Source organism: Bradyrhizobium sp. (assembly GCF_047605465.1).
Classification (GTDB): Bacteria; Pseudomonadota; Alphaproteobacteria; order Rhizobiales; family Xanthobacteraceae; genus Bradyrhizobium.
Genome location: NZ_JASGFS010000023.1, coordinates 43,320 through 60,396 on the forward strand (window position 1 = coordinate 43,320; position 17,077 = coordinate 60,396).

A 17,077-nucleotide genomic window follows, 5' to 3' on the forward strand; every position below is an offset into this window, starting at 1 on the left:
GTCCCCGTCCGCGCTCCTACGTCCGCAGCGCGATCCCGTCGGTCGCAGGATCGACGCCGCCCGACGGACCGCCCTCTTCGATGGCGATCCCATGGACCCACGCGAACGTGTAGCTCAGGGCGGATCGCACGGTCTCGTAGCCGATCGATCGAAGCTCGCGCTCCGTGGCGCGCGGGACACGGTTGGACAGATCGATGATGTTGCTGGTCGCCGAGAACCGCGTCGCCGAAATTGCTTCCTGCATCGACATGTCGAAATCGATCCGGTTGATCACCGACTGAAGCACGCCCATTGCGATCTGGGTCGCGCCGGGCGCACCGATCACCATGCTCGGCTTTCCATTCTTGAACAGGATCGAAGGACACATCGAACTGAAGCGCGCCTTGCCCGGAGCAATCGATCCGGCACGGCCGGGACGCGGGTCGAAGATGCCCATGCACCCGTTGTACATGAATCCCAATCCCTCGGTCACGACGCCCGACGGGTTGCCCAGGGAATGCGTCAGCGAAACGCAACCACCGTGACGGTCGACGACGCTCACCTGCGTCGTGTCCTTGCTCGGAATACCGCCGGCCACGCGGGTGACCTCGGCTCGGTGTCCCGCGCGAATCTTCGTGGCCAATTCCTGAGCATAGGACTTGCTCGTCAGCCGCTCCGTCGGAACGTCCAGGAAGGCCGGATCGCCGATGTGGTTCTCCTTGTCGATCGTCGCGAGCTTCATCGCCTCCGCGACCGTCTTGATGTAATCGACGCTGTTGTGCTCCATCGCCCTCAGATCGAAGTTTTCGAGCGTGTTGAGCATCTGCAGCAGCATGATTCCGCCGCCGGGAGGCTGGTTCGTGGTGACCTCGTGGTCGCGATATCGGCCGCGCAGCGGCTCGTTGCGGGTCGGCCGGAAGGAGGCGAGATCGTCCGTGGTCACGAGCCCGCCGTTCGATTTCATGTCATCGGCGATCGCGGCAGCGATCTCGCCCTTGTAGAAAGCGTCGGCGCCGCCTTTTGCGATCTGGCGAAGCACGTTGGCATAATCGCCATTGCGCACGGTATCGCCGACACGCTTGGGCGTTCCATCGGGACGACAATAGAGCTCCTTCACGGCCGGCGTGAAAGAGATCCTCTGATCGTTGTTGACGCGCCCCATCGTCCCCTGATCCGACCAGAACGAGTGAACGTGCGGACGGACGGACCATCCGTCCTCCGCATAGGCAATGGCCGCGGCGAACAACTCCTTCCACGGCAGTTTCCCGTATTCGCGATGGGCGTCATGCAGACCGCGCAACGTCGACGGAACACAGATGGACTGGTAACCGATCTCGTTCACGCTGCCCTTGAGGATGAAGCCCCAGCCATCCCGCGTCTCGCCTTCGATCAGACTCTCCCACATGTCGGGACGAGCGGCCTTCGGCGCGGGAGCGTGGAAGTCGAAATAGGTGTGAACGCCGCGATCCGGCAGATACAGGGCGAGACTGCCGAAGCCGGCGACACCACACATCAACGGATCGACGACGCTCTGCACCAACGCGGACGCAACCGCGGCATCCAGTGCATTGCCACCCGCTCGCAGAATGTCGACGCCTGCCTCGCTTGCCTCGGGCTGCGGAGTTGAAACCATTCCGTAGTCGAACATGAGCATGAACCTCTGAAGTTGGCCGACGCGGCTGAGCGTCCCCGGGCGAAGCGGCAACCCCAATCGTCGCCGCGAGAAAAGCGAGCGGGCCAAAATTTGACAGACGTGTCGCAATCCGTCCAATATCAATCGGATACGAATTGATACCCATACAGAAATAGTACGATGGAAAGGCTTCCCGACCTGAGGAAGATCGAAATCTTCCTTGCGGTATCAAGACACCTTAGCTTTCGGCGTGCGGCAGAGGAGCTGTCGATCTCGCAACCGGTCCTGACGCGCGCGATCCAACAGCTCGAAACGGCGCTCGGCTTCAAACTGTTCGAGCGAACGACCCGCCGCGTATCCCTGACGGATGCCGGAAAAGTTCTCATCGAGGAATCATCGAAGGCCTTCGCGCAACTGGCTCGCGGCATCCGTGCGGCACGCCTGACCTCCGACGGACACGCCGGAACTCTGATGGTCGGCTATTCGGCCCTGGCCACTCACGGACCCATGGCCGAATTGCTCATGCAGTTCGGCGCGTCCGAGCCCAATGTGAACACCGAGCTTCATCTCCGATCGTCGTTCGAACAGATCAACGCGCTCGTCTCCGGCGAGCTCGACGCAGGTTTTCTCATGTCGGTGGCCTGCAAGGAGACCGTTCCTCACACGGAGCTGTTTCGGGAACGTCTCGTCATCCTGGCTTCCCGATTGCATCCTATCGCGCAGCGAACCGAAGTCGCCTTGAAGGACCTTTCGAAGGACGTTTTCGTCTTCGGCCGTGAAGGCCGGTGGAACGCGTTCAGATCGGTCGCCCTGAACGTCTGCATGCAAGCCGGCTATTTGCCGACGATAGCCGACGAGGCTGACGAGTTCCCGATCCTCGTTCGACAAGTCTCCCTGCGAAAGGGAATTACGCTGTACGGCGCTTCGGTGCGCGAAATACTTCCGCCTGATGTCATCGCCCTGCCGATCACCGACGAATATGCCGATTTCGGAATCAGCCTGGCCTGGCGTGGCGGGCACACGCCTCCCATCCTCCGTCGCTTCGTGGACTTCGTCGTCGAGCGCTGCTCGCACGATTTCCAGATTGCGATGTCCACGGGTGAACGAACCGTCGCCTGAGGGACGTGGTCCGGAGGCGATCAGCGATGCTTTCCCGAGACGAAGCTCGCGATCTCCATCCTGAACTCGATCAAGCGATTGAGCGCTTCGGACAGATGCTCCTCCGCAAGATGACGCGCGCGCTCGCCATCGCCTGCCGAGATGGCATTCACGATGTCCATGTGCTCCTTGGCGGCGTCTGACGGATTTTGCAGATCGGCGTGCGGCATCCAGAGGAACGGAGCCACCGTGCTCTGGATTTCGAGTTCCGACTTCGTAAGTCGCGCCGACCGCGTCGCGGCAGCAAGTTCGAGGTGGAAGAGAAGATCGGATCGCGCCTTCTCCGGCGGCGAAGACGACGTCGCGATCGCCCGTGCAGCAAGCTCCAGCCGGGGGATCGCCGACTTCCGAATCCGCTCGGCAGCGAACCGGGCGATGCCGCCTCCAACCGCCGCGCTGTAGTCGCGAAGGTCGCGAAGGTCGTCGAGACTGATCTCGTTCAGCTGCGCATTGGTCTGGATCTCGATCCAGTTCGGCGGCAGCCGCACGAAATTGCCGCCGCCGCGGCCGCGCCGCGTTTCAAGCAAACCGAACGATCTGAGCTCGGCGAGGGAAAACCGCAAAGTCACCGTCGAGACGCCGAGCTTGGCGGCAAGATCGCTCTCGCTAGGAAGTTGATCTCCATCCTTGAGGATGCCGAGAATAATCGCCTGCTGAAGTCGGCGAGTCACGGCGATCTGCCGCGCCCCGGTCTCCAATGGTTCGAGCACGGCCTCCTGGATCGCGAGGGAAAGCGGCTGATGGAGTTTCTGCGCTCCAGAATTCATTCTATCGGACCGACTGCGCCTTTCGCGAGGATAGCTCCCGTCTACCACCTAAGCTGGCTGATTTCCATAGCTACGCGTCGCGAAGGGGCGTAAGCGCCGGACGGATTGACAGGTTCTAACGTTCGCCGAGATCACTTTGGTTTCCGTCTCCGCGAGCGGTGAACCGGCCGCTCGAACGGCAACAGAGCATCGCCGAAATCGCGCCTATGAAGCGGCTTCGGAATAGAGAAAGCACGCCACAGCCGTCTGCTCGTGCTGTTCCAGCGATGGCTGCTCGCTGCGGCAGCGTGGCATCGCGTGCTTGCAACGGGGATGAAAGGCGCATCCGCTGGGGGGATCGAGTGCGTTCGGAAAAGAGCCGGGAAGCGCGCTCGGCAGTTCCTCGCTGGGAATCGGCGGCAAAGCGGCAGCGACGAGTGCCTGCGTATAGGGATGTTTGGGTGACTCGAAGATGCTCGCGGCATCGCCGGTCTCGATCACGCGCCCCAGATACATGATCGCCAGATGCGTGGCCATGTGCTCGACGACGGCCAGATTGTGGCTGATGAGCACGTAGGTGAGTTTCAGGCGTGCTTGCAGCTCCATGAGCAGGTTGAGGATCTGCGACTGGACCGAAACGTCGAGCGCCGAGGTCGGCTCGTCGCAGATCAGTATTTCCGGCTGCACCACGAGAGCACGGGCAATCGCCACTCTCTGCCTCTGCCCTCCCGACAGCTGGCTCGGATATGCATCGAGATGATGCGGTCCAAGCCCCACTGTCCGGATCAACTGCTCCACGACCGGGCCGCCTTCGTCCGACCTCGGGCGCTTGTGCACGCTCAGAGGCAGGCCGACGATGTCCCGAATTCGCTTGCTGGGATTCAAGGACGAATAGGGATCCTGAAAGACGGGCTGCATCAGCGCCGCGAGGCTTAGCCGACTGAAGGAAGAAAGCGGCTGCCCGTCAACGAGGACGTCACCTGACGAGGGCTTCAGGAGACCGAGCAGCACCCGTCCGAGAGTCGATTTTCCGCAACCCGATTCACCCACGATGCCGAGCACCGCTCCCTTGGGAACCCGGAGCGAGACGTCATTGAGCGCGCGAAGCTCCCGGCTGGAAAAGAAGCCGGAGCTCACCTCGTAGAGCTGCGAGACGTTTCTGACTTCGATCGCGGCGACGGACTCGGTCATGACAGGTCTTGCTCTTCCAGAATGCAACGCACCCATCTGCCCTCCTGCACCTCGCGAAGCGCCACCGGATCGGAACAAGCTTCGCGGGCAAATCGGCAGCGCTGCCGGAATCCGCAGCCGACGATCAGTTCGCGCAAGCTGGGCACGAGCCCCGGAATCGAGTTGAGCTTCGAGCCGCGCTCTATCTTTCCTGGCACCGGAATGCAGTCCATCAGGCCGCGCGTGTAGGGATGCAGCGGATTCGCGAAAACGGACTGCAAGGTGCCGCGCTCGACGATTTCGCCGGCGTACATGACCACCACGTCGTGCGCGACATGCGCGACGACACCGAGATCATGCGTGATGAGCACGATCGCCAGGCCCGTGCGCTGCTGGATCTCCCGCAACAGCCGCAGGATCTGAAGTTGCACCGTGACGTCGAGCGCCGTGGTGGGTTCGTCCGCGATCAGGACCTTGGGATCGCACATCAATGCGATCGCGATCATCACGCGCTGGCGCAGGCCGCCGGACAGTTCATGCGGGTACTGCGCCAATCGACGATTGGCCGAGGTGACACCCACCTGTTCGAGCAATTCGATGGCCCGCGTGCGCGCCTGCGCCTTGGTGGCGCGGCGATGCCGCAGATAGACCTCGGTCATCTGCTCGCCGACCGTGAGAACGGGATTCAGACACGTCATCGGATCCTGGAAGATCATGGCGATGCGATCGCCCCTGAGTTCCCGGAACTGCTTCTCGTCGAGCTTCGACAGATCCTGGCCGGCCAGGTCGATCCGGTCCGCCGAAATCGAGGCGCTTTCCGGCAGGAGCTTCATGATGCCCATCGCCGTCATCGACTTGCCGCATCCGGATTCGCCGACGATACAGAGCGTACGCCCCGCCCTGACTTCGAGACTCACGCCACGCACGGGCTGCAGCGGCCGGCCGTCCGACGGCAGCGACACCTTCAGGTTTTCTATGCTCAGGACGGCTTGATGAAGCACTTGATCCGAGGCGTTCATAGCCGGGTTTCCTTGGCGAAGGCGTCACGGAAACCGTCGCCCAAGAGGTTGACCGTCAGGACGAGGACGAACAGCGCGGTCCCGGGAATGGCGATCATCCAGGGCGCGAAGAACACCTCGCTCTTCCCCTCGGCCAGCATGAGCCCCCAGGACGGCAACGGAGGCTGCACACCGAGACCCAGGAACGAAAGCGCCGCCTCGAACAGAATGGCGTTGGCGATCTCGATCGTCGCAACGACGATGAGCGGGTTGAGAACGTTCGGCAACACCTCCTGCAGGATGATCCTGAGGCGCGAGCAGCCGACCGCATACGCGGCCGTCACATATTCCTTCGATCGCACCTGCTGCGTCACCGCTCTCAGGACGACGGCAAACCGGTCCCACAGCAACAGGCCGAGCACCATGATGATGATCTCGAGCGAGCTTCCGTGCAGGGCGACGACGGCCAGGGCGATCAGGATGATCGGCATCGACAAGCGCACCGACACCAGGAAAGACACGACCGCATCGACCCGGCCGCCGAAATAGCCGGCGCAGATCCCGAGGGTCGACCCGATCAGACCGGAGATCACCACGGTCGTGAACCCGATCAGCAGCGAGATCCGGCCACCGTAGAGGATGCGCGCCCAATAATCGCGGCCCAGCTTGTCGGTGCCGAGCCAATGCTGAAATCCGGCCTTGGGATTGTTGTCGATCCACATGTGCCAGAACGGCGGAATACGCCTGCTCGCCAGACTTTGCGCATAGGGATCGTAGCTGGTCAGCAACGGCGCCAGCAAGGTCGCGGCCACGATGATCGAGAGGCCGATCAGGCCGATGGTCAGGCTGGGGTTCTTCCGCGCGAGCGCGACGACGCGTCGATACCGGGTGACGGACATCGGCGGCAGGGGGCTCACGCTTGCGACGTTCTGGACCATGGTTTCCCTACGACGTCCGGAGTCTCGGATCGAGCCAGGCGTTGAGCACGTCGGACAACGTCGTCAGAACGACGTAGAACGCGGCCACGACCAGCACGATGGCCTGCACGACCGGCAGGTCGGACAATGAGATGGATTCCCAGGCCAGATATCCGATCCCCGGCATGGCGAAGATGGTCTCGATCACGACGGAACCGCCGAGCATGTATCCGAGCTGAACCGCAGCGATCGAAACCACCGGCAGCAAGGCGTTCCGCAATGCGTGCTTGAAGATGATCGTGCGCGGCAAAAGACCCTTGGCTCGCGCCGTCCGAATGTAGTCGGCGTGCAGCACGTCGATCATGCCGGCACGCGTGAGACGCATGATCGTCGGCGTGGCGTAATATGCGAGGACGACGGCAGGCATCAGGAAGCTCGTCCAGCCGGAAGCTCCCGAAGCCGGCAGCCATCCGAGCGTGACGCTGAACAGAACCACACCGAGAAGGGCAAGCCAGAACGAAGGAATCGCCTGCCCCATGATGGCAAGCGCCAGGGCGAACCTGTCGATCCAGGTTCCCTGGTACAACGCAGCCAGGATCCCCAGGGGGATGCTGAGCGCGAGTGCGATGATGAAGGCGAGACAGCCGAGCTTGAGAGTGACCGGCAGACGTTCACCCACGACCGCGAAGACCGGTCTCTTCTGACGATAGGACATGCCCAGGTCGCCCGTGACGGCACCATGCAGCCAAATCGCGTATCGCTCGACAACCGGTCGGTCGAAACCATACGCGACCCTGATGGCTTGCACGTCCTGTTCGGTAGCGGCTTCACCCGCGATGGCCCGGGCTGGGTCGACCGCCGTGTTCGTCAACGCATACGTGACGAGCGAGACGGCGAGCATCACCCCGAGGCCAAGTCCGAGACGCTTGATCAGATAGAGCAGCATCGGATTTATCGCGGATGCAGGCTAATCACTTCCAGGACGACTGGAAGAAGCGAGGGTTCTCGTCCGGATAGGCACGGAACTGAAGGTCCGAACGATAGGCATAGGTGATCGGATTCGGCCAGAGCGGGAACCAGTAGACCTGATTCTGCACCCGGTCGCTCGCGAAGTCGTATTTCTCCTTCCGCACCGCCTTGTCCGTGGTACCGACCGCCTCCTGCAGAACCTTGGCGAGTTCGGGATCCTGGGCCAGATCATCGGGCCCCTGCAGGAAGAAGGCGTTGTACACCGCCGACACGTCGTTCACGCCGTACGAGCCCCAATCGCCCATGTACAGATCGAGCGTGTTGTTCACCATGCGATCCCGTACGCTCGGCCACTGCAAGACCGAGACATTGGTCTTGATACCGACTTCATTCAGGAATCCCGCGATCGCTTCGATCCAGTCGCGATTTCGGTAGGACACGAGCTCGAGCGTGAAACCCTTGGCGTAGCCGGCTTCGGCGAGCAACTTCTTCGCCAGGGCCGGATCGTAGGCGAGCTGCGTACCTTCCTTGCCGCAACCGAACTGTGTCTTGTAGCAAGGCGACTTCAGCACGCTGGTGCCGCCTCCGACGATCTCCTTGATGATGAGGTCGCGATCGATCGCGTGCCCGATGGCCTGCCGCACGCGCAGATCCTTCAGCGGATTTCCGCCCGGCTTGTCGCGGAGGTTGAAGGCGAGAAAGCTGATCCGCATCGTCTCGGACTGGACCACGGTGATGTTCTTCTGCGCCTGCAGCGGCTTGACCTGGTCCTTCGGCACGTACCAGATCCAATCGAGATTTCCGCTCAAGAGGTTCGCGATCTGCGTCGACATGTCGGGTATCGACTTGTAGACGATCACGTTGAGCTTCGGATCACCCTTGGGCGAGTCCTTGAAGTAGGTGCCGGTCCGCGTCAGCTCGACCGTGTTGCCGGGCACGAATTGCGAGATCTTGTACGGACCCGTGCCGACCAGACGGCCGTTGCCGCCCGCCACGCCACCCGCGCCGTAGAAATCCTTCGGCAGGATCGCGTGCACGGATGCGACGTATTCGAGAACAGCGGGGAACGGGCGCTTGAGCGTAAGACGCACGCCATAAGGACCGGTGGCGACCGCCTCCTTGATGAAGGAGACGTTGCTCTGGACGTTCACCTTGTTCGCGGGATTCGCGACGTAGTTGTACGTATAGACCACGTCATCCGACGTCAGCGGCTTGCCATCGTGAAACTTGACGTCGTCACGAAGCTCGAATTCGAGGGTCACGTCGTCGACCCATTTCCAGCTCTTTGCCAGCAGCGGCTTGTAGTCGCCGGTCTCGGGGTCGCGGTACACCAGGGTGTCCCAGACGAGCTGCGCGTCGATGATGGCACCTTCGCGGCTCGCCGTGAAATAAGGATCGACCACCGCGAGCGCGGCCTCGCTCGACCATCGCAGCGTATTGGCGGACTGCTGGGCCGAGACCCCAGTGACAGGAGCGGCCTGAAGTGCGGCCGCAAGCAGCAGTGGCGTGATGTATTTTCGCATCTGTTCAGCTCCCGATGAAATATGAATTCGCTTACTTCGTCGCCGGGTTGGCCACGCCAAGCCCGATGTTCAGGTTGAGGATCTCTTCCAACTTGCTCGCGATCGACAGGAGCTCGAAGTCGCCGCCGGGACGCCCCATGAGCTGAATGCCGACCGGCAACCCGCTCTTCGTCAGGCCGCAAGGAATGGAGATCACCGGACAGCCGGTCACGGTGAGACAGAAGGTCAGGAACATCCAGTCGATGTAGGTCGACAGCTCTTCGCCATTGATGGACGTCGGATATCGCTGCTCGACCGGGAACGGAGGCAGTGCGACGGTCGGGCATGCCAGAACGTCGTGATGGTCGAAGAACTCCGCGACGGACGCGAAAACGCGCGCACGTGCCTGTTCCGCGTCGACGATCTGATCGGCCGTCAGGGCGAGGCCCTTCTCGATGTTCCAGACGATCTCCGGCGCGATGAGTTCACGGTTACCTGACAGCAGATCACGCCGCATCGACGCGAGGAGAAGCGCACGCAGCGTCTGGAAGCAATCGATGCTGCCGGCGAAGTCCGGCACGACGTCGTCCACGATCGATCCGGCGGATTCGAATGCCAGGGCCGCAGCACGGGTGATCTCCACCACTTCGTGATCGACGTTGCGGGAGAGGCCCAGATCCTTCGAATACGCGACACGCGTCGGAGTCCGCGGACGCGCGATGGCATCGACGAACGGCGTCTTGGGACGCGGCAGCGCGAGCGCATCCCGGTGCCCGTCGCGGCTCTGCGCGTCCAGCATCAGCGCCAGATCGGCGACGCTGCGCGCCATCGGTCCTTCAACCGTGAGAGGATCGAACGGCAGATCGGCGGCCGGCCGGGGAACGCGACCGACGCTCGGACGAAGCCCGACCACTCCGCAATAGCTGGCGGGGATGCGCAGGCTGCCTCCCAGATCGCTGCCGTTCGCCAGCCAAACCTCTCGCGAGGCGAGCGCCGCGGCCGAGCCGCCCGAAGAGCCACCGGCGGACATCTTCAAATTCCACGGGTTCTTCGTCGCCCCGTAGACGGGGTTGAACGTATTGGCCCCGGCGATCTCCGGCACGTTCGATTTCGCGATCAGGATAGCGCCGCTCGTGAGGAAGTTACGGACCGTCAGATCGTTCGAGGTTGCCACCACGTCCTTGAGCAGTCGCGATCCATAGGTGGTCCGCTCACCGGCGATGTCGTTGAATTCCTTGATCGCGATCGGCAGGCCTGCGAGCCATCCGGGCTCGGCGGCGGCTTCCGTCGCCTTGAACTGCTTGGCCGCTTCCCGCGCCTTTTCGAACATGCGCACCGGAAGGGCGTTGACCTGCCCATCGACGGCCTCGATCCGCTCGATCGCGGCATCGACCACCTCGAGCGGTGACACTTTACGGGCCCGCAAGAGGGTGACCACTGCGGTAGCGGAAAGATCGACCAACTGCGTGTCATGCATCGTACACACTCCCCTCACATTTCAAGCGTAAAGCTATAAGATTAGTTGTCAATGTTTAAACCCGCGATCAATTGAAGCGGCGCTCGAGTGCGTCCGCAAACGCGAAGATGTCGAGCGCAGCGCCATAGGTCGCGACGTTGAACATCGGCGCTGCGGGGTCGGTGTTGATCGCCACGATCGTTTCCACATGTTTCATCCCGTGCAGATGTTGTACCGCACCACTGATCCCGAGCGCGATGTAGAGCTTGCAGTTGCTGGCGGTCTTACCGGATTGTCCGATCTGATACGGTTTCGGCAGCCAGCCCGCATCGACGATGGGACGCGAGCAGCCGAACGTAGCGCCGATCTTCGTGGCGAGCTCCATGAATCGCGGCAGGTTCTTCTCTTCGCCGACACCCCGGCCGACCGCCAGGATGAAATCCGCGGCACTGACGTCGAAATTACTGGCGGGCGGCACGACGTATTCGATGTGGGTCGAGGATTGCGCGAATTGCGACGGATCGAAATCACGCTGCACAATCCTGGCGGCGCCGGTCGCGCTCGCGGCCTTGAACGTCGCGGCCCGCATCGTCAGCACGACGACGCGCTTTCCGGGAAATGAGAGATCGATGCAGAGCTTGTTGCCGTAGGCGGCGCGCGTGGCGACCAGTTCGCCCTCTTCGATCTTCAGCCCGAAGACGTCGCTCGAAAAGCCGGAGCCGAGCCGTGCGGCCACTCCGGACGCGCATGCCATGCCGTTGGAGGTGTGACCGAACAGGATCAGGCTCGGCCGCAGCTCGGCGCCGAGCGCACAGGTGACCTCCTCGTAGATCCCGGCATCGAAATGGTTCGAGCCGACGTTGCAGACAATGACCTCGTCCACACCCTCGAGATTTGCCGAGGCCGCAGCGCCCTCGCTCCCGTCCGAGACGATGGCGAGGCTGATCTTGCCGCCCCATTGGCTCTTCAGTTCGACCGCGGCCGTGACGATCTCGCGCGTGATATCACGGAGAGCGCCCTCGAACTGGTCGGCAACAATCAGAATCCCGCTCACGACCGCGCTCCAACCTTCTTGCGCACGATATTCGCCACGAACTCGGCGACGGCATCGGCATTGCCCGTCAACATTTCGGCCTTCGTCACGGGTGGCGCAAACATGCGGCGGACGACAGCGCCGCCGACGCTGCCACTGTCTATCCCGTCGACGACAGTGATCGGCTTCCGCTTCGCTTCCTTGATCATCCGCATCGTCGCATATCGAGGCGTATTCATGCCGCTTTGAACGGCAATGACCGCTGGCGTGGGCAAGGACAGACGCTCGCGCGTACCGCCTTCGAGTTCGCGCGCAATTTCGATCCGGTCAAGTCCATTCCAGTTTGCTTCCACCACGACTGTCGCATAGGGACGCTGCAAGATGCGCGCCAGAGCCGCGCCCGTCGATCCGTTGGCGTGATCACTCGATTGCGTGCCGCACAGGATCAGATCGGGCCGCTCGATGTCGGCGACGCCGGCGAGCATGCTCGATATGACGATGGGATCAGAAGAGGCCGCCGCCGGCGAGACGCGCACGGCACGGTGAGCGCCTTTCGCCAGCGCCTTCCGCAACGTCGCTTCCGCTCCCTCATCGCCGATCGTGACGACGACCACTTCGCCCTGGCCGATCCCTTCGACCGCGGCGAGAGCGTACTCCAGCGCGGTGTCGTCCCATTCGTTCAACCCATGCTCGAGCAGGTGAGGCAGCACATCACGGCCGTCGCCGGTCAGCTCCCTCTCCTCGCCGAGGATGGCCACATGCTTGACGGCCACCAGGAGCCGCGGTCCTGCGGCCGCTGGAACCTCGTAGCGCGGCAGATCGGCCTTCGCAATCGGCGCCAGCGTATCCCAATCCATCGGCGTCAGTGTGACGACCGGCGTGACGGCAGCGTCCTGCGCAGGGACGGCCTGATCGCGAGCGGTCGGGGCGGTGCTGCGCGATGGCTCGGCCTGCACCGGATCCGGCGCAGGTTCGCTCCGGCCTGCAGCGCTCGCCACAGCCGGCGCCGCGATCTGTTCCGGAGGTGGCAGCGACGGTTGCTCGACGATCGCCCGCGCCGGCAGCAAAGCGAAGGCATCCTGAATCCGCGCATTCACGACATCGCCGATTCTCTTCGCGATCGCATCGACGATGCGTTCGGTCAGCTGCGGCAGATCGAAGCCGGGCTCGTTCTTGCGCGCGACAGCCTCGGCGACCAGCTCCGCGATGTCTCCGACCTTGAAACTCTGCTCGTGCCCGCTCGTTTTGCGCGCATCTTCGTACATCGTGAGATCCTTCGGACAGCAAGTTACGAAAACATCGATGGTGCCGAGTGCCGCCGCTTCGTGCATGCGCGAGATCGACGGCTTGGCCACTCCGGGAGTGTCCGGTATCCAGATGCGCCCACCGCCTGCCCCGCAGCAGAACGAATTGTCCCGGTTGCGCGGCATCTCGATCAGCTCGCAGCCGATCGCTTCGAGAACTTTGCGCGGCGGCTCGTAGCCCTTGTTCAACCTTCCGAGATGGCAGGGATCGTGGAAGGTCACCTTCTTCTTGAGCGGCCGGTTGACCTTCAATCGGCCGCTTTCGAGCAGTTCCAGCAGGATGGTGGAATAATGGTCGATCGGCGCAACGTCGCCGAATTCGGGATATTCGTTCTTGAGCGTGTTGTAGCTGTGCGGATCGGTCGTGATGATCCTGCGGAAGGGCTTGGCCTCGCGAAGGCTTCCGAGGTTGTGGTCGACCAGCGCCTCGAACAGCCCCTCTTCGCCGGCACGCCGCACGTCATTGCCCGCGGTCCACTCGCTCTCGTGCAGCAGCGCAAAGTCGACACCCGCAGAATGAAGAAGCTCGGCGAAGGTTCGGCTGACCTTCTGGTTGCGCGGATCGAAAGAGGCATAGTCGCCGACGAACCAGAGGAATTCCGCCTCATCCTTGCGAATGTCCTTGATCCGGAATTTCAGATCCCTGATCCAGTCGGGACGCTTGCGCGAAGGTTCGCCAAAGCTGTTTCCGGTCGACCCGATCGCCTCGAACGTCTTCCTGAGCTGCGGCTCCATCACGTCCGCGTCGACCAGGTTGCGCCGCATCTGCACGATGAGCGAGGGATGCTCGATGCCGACCGGACAGATTTCCTGGCAGGCGCCGCAGGACATGCATGCCCACAGCGTCTCGGGGGCGATCGTGTTTCCGACGTTCGAACGATCGCCCAGGTCGCGGCCGCCGACGTCATCGGCAAGCGTGCGCAGATCCAAGATCACGTCGCGAGGGCTGAGCGGGGCGCCTCCCGTTCTCGCCGGACAGGCATCATGGCAGCGGCCGCATTTGGTGCAGGCATCCAGATGCAGCATCTCCTTCCACGACAGGTCGGAGATCTTCTTGATGCCGACCGGCCTGTCGCCCGCATCCGGCGGCGGCGCGTTCTCCTTTGGAAGACGGCGAAGGGGCTTCTCGTCTCGCAGCGCGAGCGAGCCGACGACGGCGATGATATGCTTGGCCTTGTACCAGGGAATGGCCGCGGTAAAGGCCAGTGCCAGGACGCCATGGATCCACCAATTAGACAGACGTATCTGCGCCGCCTGGTCCCGGGACAGACCCGCGATCGACAGCAGTTTGGCCACGGCCGCCCCGACCGGGCTCCAGTCGAATGCCGGCGGCTGGTCCATCAGAAGCCGGACGCCCTCCTGCAGAAAGCCGCTCAGCTCGATGGCGAGGAGAGACAGGAGAAACGCCCAGTCCTCAAGCTGCCAGATCGTGGCGGGAGGACGCAGCTCGGTCTCACCCCGATAGCGCCTGACATAGTCCAGCTTGGGCAGCTGGAACATCGCCCTTCTCACGAGAAGGTAGAGCAGGCCGGCGACCAGACCGAGATGGCCGATGTCCAGCAGCAGGCTGGAGATCAGGTAGTAATAGCCTCGCCAGTACTGCTGACCGAAGATGGCACGCACGATGTCGTAGTCGATGAAGATGATCGTGGTGCCGAGCGCGGCGGTCAGGCACCCCACGAACACGGCGTGGTGAGCGATGCCTGCCCAGCGGTCCCGGCGCCTCAAGGTCCGATGCGAGCCCAGATCGGACAGCATGCGCCGCACGCCGTTCCATATCTCGAGCGGCTGCTTGAGCGACCGGCCGCGGCTGTACTTGACGACGTGACGAATGACGCCATAGGCGAACGCCGCCATCGCGAGGCATCCGACGACGTAAAAGATGACGACGCCGGAAGAGCCGATCGACCAGAATATCTCGCGGGTCTGCACCTCGCCTTCAACCTTTCCGATGGAGGACGTCGTTCCCTGTTCTCAGCGGATCAGATGCTCTCGACGATCGGGCGCGCGTCTCCGAGCACGGGGTAGGTCGTCGCGCCCCAGATCTGCCGCTCGCGGATCCACGGCAGCGGATATTGCGGATTGGCCGAGTCGAATTCGCGGCCCATGCGATGACCGTCGAAGATCGCATTCATGAGCTGCCGGGGCGCATGGCAATCGCCGATGCGATACACGCCGGACAGGTCGTTTTGCTCCCACTCCCCGCGCCGCGCGATCAGCTCCCGATACAGCTTGTCGTTGGGCTTGCGCGACGTCACCAGGACGAGAGCATCGCAATCGATTTCGACCAGCTCCTCGCCGAAGCGGCGGCCCCATTTTCCATCCGCCCCTTCCATGAGTTCCGGGGTGTCCTTGTACAGATAGAACAATTGGAGTTTGCCGTCGCGATAGGCGTGGCCCCAATGGTTCGTCATGTGCTTGATCTTCTTCGAGTACAGCAGGCGCTTGTTGTTCGCCATCTCCATCGTGAAGAGCGAAAATGCCGCGATGTCGTGCATGTTGGTGACGAACGTCACCTCCTTGCCGAGGTCGGCCATCAACTCCGCCATCGCAATGCCGGTGAAGTGGCCGTCGCCGTCGAGCACCACGACCTTGCGACCGGGCACATCCTTGCCCGCCATGATCTGCTCCGGCGTCAGGACGTTGGGAAGCGATGCATCGGCGCCGGCGATCGGACGATGGACCTCCGCGCCCAGGCCGATGGTCGACCAGTTCGCGCCGGTCGCGATCACGACCTTGTCGGCACCGTAGGTCAAGACGTCGTCGGTCGTCATCTCGTTGATGCCGAGATGCACCTCGACGTTCTTGAGCTTCGACAGCTGGATCTGACGATAAGTGATGACGCGGGCGAATTCGGAGCAGCGGGGATAGCGGATGACGTCCTTCCAATGACCGCCGAGGTCGGGGGACTTGTCGCGCAGATGCACGTCATAGCCCCGCTTGCCGAGGACGACGGCGCATTCCATGCCGGCGGGGCCTGCCCCCACGATCAGGACCGAACAGGGCTTCTTGGTCTTCTCGAATTTCTCGGGATGCCAGCCGCGGCGATACTCCTCGCCCGCCGTCGCATTCTGCGTGCAGTAGAGCAGCGCCTGCTGCTGCATGCGGGAGACGCACATATTGCAGCCGATGCACTCGCGGATGTCTTCGGGGCGGCCCTCCTCGATCTTCTTCGGCAGGAAGGGATCCGCGATCGACGGGCGCGCGGCACCGATGATGTCGCTCTGGCCGGACCGGATGACGTCGACCATGTCGTCCGGGCTGGTGAAGCGCCCGTTGCTGACGACCGGAATGTTGCCGACGACGCCCTTGACGTCCATGATGAAGGGACGCATCCAGTTCGACTTGCGGAAGCGCGAGCTGCCGGCGTCTTCACCCCATTCCTCGTAGTCGCCGATCTTCACCGACCACAGATCGCACACGCCTTCGGCGTGCATCAGCTGCACGAACCGGATGCCCTCGTCGTGATACTGCATGCGGTGGTCGCCGTTGACCGTATCGATCTCGTATCTGGTCGTGACGGCGAGCCGGTCTCCGACCGCGCGCTTCACGGCGCCCATCAGCTCGATGTAGAAACGCGCCCGGTTGTCGAGCGAGCCGCCGTACTTGTCGGTCCTCTGGTTGTAGCGCTGCTCGAGGAACTGCAGCGGAAGCGTGCTGTCGGCTCCGGAAATCTCCACGACGTCGAACCCGGCCTGCTCGGCGCGCTTCGCCGCCAGCACGTACATGTTGATGAAGGCCTTGATGTCGTCCTCGTCGGCCATCGAATCGTAGACGGTCCTCTCGGGGAACACGTTCGACGGGAATCCGGATGGACCGCGCGGCACTTCGCGGGACTCGGCGGTCGGCGAGTGCATGCCGTTGTACCAGAGCTGCACGCCGGCGAGCGAACCGTGGCGATGCACCTCGTCGCACATCTTGGCGAGGTTCTTGACGTCGCCCTCGTCCCAGAGCCGCGCGGACGTGAAGGGGTATTCGTCCGATTCCGGATGGATCGAGCAGAACTCGGTGCACACGACACCCCACCCGCCTTCCGCCTTCATGCCGCGAAAGAACGCCTGCGTGCCCGGGCGTTCGGAGCCGTAGCCGGTGCAGTGCGAGGTCTGCCAGAACCGGTTACGCGACGTCTTGGGGCCGAAGGAGATCTTGTCGAAGAGGATATCGTACTTGGAGTCGCGCGACATTGTTCTCTCTTTTCAGAAAGCTGGCAGT

General features: G+C 62.7%; 12 protein-coding genes. 1 reads left to right on the forward strand and 11 read right to left on the reverse strand.

Going from position 1 to position 17,077, the window contains the following annotated elements:
* Positions 1-16 precede the first annotated feature (16 nt).
* Positions 17-1,627 carry a gamma-glutamyltransferase gene (gene ggt, locus QM712_RS18905; protein WP_415024648.1) on the reverse strand — a complete coding sequence of 537 codons (1,611 nt, stop codon included), beginning with the start codon at positions 1,625-1,627 and terminating at the stop codon, positions 17-19.
* Between the two features lie 165 nt (positions 1,628-1,792).
* Here ggt and QM712_RS18910 point away from each other — a divergent pair, with 165 nt between their 5' ends.
* Positions 1,793-2,731 (forward strand): LysR family transcriptional regulator, encoded by a 939-nt coding sequence (locus tag QM712_RS18910; protein WP_415024649.1) that lies wholly within the window; start codon positions 1,793-1,795, stop codon positions 2,729-2,731.
* Positions 2,732-2,751: 20 nt separating this feature from the next.
* Here QM712_RS18910 and QM712_RS18915 read toward each other — a convergent pair whose 3' ends face one another.
* The 10 genes from QM712_RS18915 to QM712_RS18960 all read right to left on the reverse strand — a co-directional run bounded on the left by QM712_RS18915 (position 2,752) and on the right by QM712_RS18960 (position 17,049).
* Positions 2,752-3,441, reverse strand: coding sequence for a FadR/GntR family transcriptional regulator (locus tag QM712_RS18915; protein ID WP_415024650.1), 690 nt, complete (start codon positions 3,439-3,441; stop codon positions 2,752-2,754).
* Between the two features lie 300 nt (positions 3,442-3,741).
* The gene (locus QM712_RS18920) at positions 3,742-4,707 is read right to left on the reverse strand and encodes an ABC transporter ATP-binding protein (protein WP_415024651.1); all 966 of its coding nucleotides are present in this window, start codon (positions 4,705-4,707) and stop codon (positions 3,742-3,744) included.
* The gene (locus tag QM712_RS18925; RefSeq protein ID WP_415024652.1) at positions 4,704-5,705 is read right to left on the reverse strand and encodes an ABC transporter ATP-binding protein; all 1,002 of its coding nucleotides are present in this window, start codon (positions 5,703-5,705) and stop codon (positions 4,704-4,706) included. Before QM712_RS18925 ends, QM712_RS18920 begins: the two co-directional genes overlap by 4 nt.
* Positions 5,702-6,622: an ABC transporter permease gene (locus QM712_RS18930; RefSeq protein WP_415024653.1), complete on the reverse strand. Its 921-nt coding sequence runs from the start codon at positions 6,620-6,622 to the stop codon at positions 5,702-5,704. Before QM712_RS18930 ends, QM712_RS18925 begins: the two co-directional genes overlap by 4 nt.
* Before the next feature lie 7 nt (positions 6,623-6,629).
* Positions 6,630-7,547, reverse strand: a complete 918-nt coding sequence (locus QM712_RS18935; RefSeq protein WP_415024654.1) for an ABC transporter permease — start codon at positions 7,545-7,547, stop codon at positions 6,630-6,632.
* 25 nt (positions 7,548-7,572) lie between these two features.
* On the reverse strand, positions 7,573-9,093 hold the full coding sequence (locus QM712_RS18940; RefSeq protein ID WP_415024655.1) for an ABC transporter substrate-binding protein: 1,521 nt from the start codon (positions 9,091-9,093) through the stop codon (positions 7,573-7,575).
* Positions 9,094-9,124: 31 nt separating this feature from the next.
* Positions 9,125-10,549: an amidase gene (locus QM712_RS18945; RefSeq protein WP_415024656.1), complete on the reverse strand. Its 1,425-nt coding sequence runs from the start codon at positions 10,547-10,549 to the stop codon at positions 9,125-9,127.
* A 67-nt stretch (positions 10,550-10,616) separates the two neighbouring features.
* Entirely contained in the window at positions 10,617-11,582 is a 966-nt protein-coding gene (locus QM712_RS18950; protein WP_415024657.1) for an electron transfer flavoprotein subunit alpha/FixB family protein, read from the reverse strand.
* Positions 11,579-14,797, reverse strand: coding sequence for a heterodisulfide reductase-related iron-sulfur binding cluster (locus QM712_RS18955; RefSeq protein ID WP_415024658.1), 3,219 nt, complete (start codon positions 14,795-14,797; stop codon positions 11,579-11,581). The genes QM712_RS18950 and QM712_RS18955 overlap by 4 nt, the downstream gene beginning before the upstream one ends.
* A gap of 50 nt (positions 14,798-14,847) precedes the next feature.
* Positions 14,848-17,049, reverse strand: coding sequence for an FAD-dependent oxidoreductase (locus tag QM712_RS18960; protein WP_415024659.1), 2,202 nt, complete (start codon positions 17,047-17,049; stop codon positions 14,848-14,850).
* Between the last annotated feature and the right edge of the window lie 28 nt (positions 17,050-17,077).